1 protein-coding gene is annotated in these 353 nt (G+C 70.0%); it reads right to left on the bottom strand.

Going from position 1 to position 353, the window contains the following annotated elements:
* Nucleotides 1-353, bottom strand: a 353-nt coding sequence (locus E9529_RS21600; RefSeq protein ID WP_236833300.1) for an integrase core domain-containing protein, incomplete at both ends; no start/stop codon positions are given.

Below are 353 nucleotides of genomic sequence, written 5' to 3'. Positions count from 1 at the left end.
CGGCGATCGAACGGTAGTGGTTGTCCTCGTACTCGACGGGCGGGATGTTGCCGCAGGCGCCGTGCAGCCGTCGGTGGTTGAACCAGTCGACGTACTCCAGCGTCGCGAGTTCGACGTCGTAGAGGCCGCGCCAGGGGCCGCGGCGGCGGATGAGTTCAGTCTTGTAGAGGCCGATGAGGGACTCGGCGGCGGCGTTGTCGTAGGAGTCACCCTTGCTGCCCACCGACCGGACCGCGCCGGCGGCGTCGAGGCGCTCGGTGTAGCGGATGGCGAGGTACTGCACGCCGCGGTCGGAGTGGTGCACAAGGCCGGTCACGTCGCGGGCGTCGCGGGCTCGGGTCCACAGGCCTTGC

This window comes from Blastococcus sp. KM273128, from assembly GCF_021698975.1.
Lineage (GTDB): Bacteria > Actinomycetota > Actinomycetes > Mycobacteriales > Geodermatophilaceae > Blastococcus.
This window is presented reverse-complemented; position numbering and strand designations above follow the sequence as displayed.